This is a genomic window from Frankia sp. Mgl5 (assembly GCF_023242985.1).
In the GTDB taxonomy this organism is placed as follows: Bacteria; Actinomycetota; Actinomycetes; order Frankiales; family Frankiaceae; genus Parafrankia; species Parafrankia soli.
Genome location: NZ_JALKFY010000468.1, coordinates 1 through 445 on the forward strand (window position 1 = coordinate 1; position 445 = coordinate 445).

General features: G+C 58.0%; 1 protein-coding gene. It reads right to left on the reverse strand.

Annotated elements, in window-relative coordinates:
• On the reverse strand, positions 1–424 hold a 424-nt coding region (locus MXD62_RS10175; protein ID WP_248829082.1), incomplete at its 3' end, for a nitroreductase family protein.
• Positions 425–445 lie beyond the last annotated feature (21 nt).

A 445-nucleotide genomic window follows, 5' to 3' on the forward strand; every position in this document is an offset into this window, starting at 1 on the left:
TCGCACCTGTCCGCCACACCGCCCCCAATCCGAGCGAATGGGCGGTAAGCAGCATGTTTTGCACCCCGCAGGCAACCGCCTCAATCTCTTCAAGCTCCTCCACATTTTCACGTTCAGAGGGAGCAACCGCGACGGCGATCACCACAGGTGCCCGCAGCGGATTTTCCTTTTGCTTCTCAATCTTTTTGCGCGATTCTTCCGTATCTGGATCGGCCAGCCTCGCTTTGGCAATCTCCGCCATCGCTTCCCCGAGGCGAACCCGCGCATCCCCGGTCAATACAAAGAATCTCCATGGCTCCGTCAGGTGGTGATTGGGCGCCCAGGTGGCCGCTTCCAGCATGCGCTCGATCGATTCTCGCAGCGGCAGCTCTTGCTTCACCAACCCGATTGAACGTCTTGTCGTGATAGCGTCCCAGAGGTCCATGTTCAATCCCTACTTTACGTT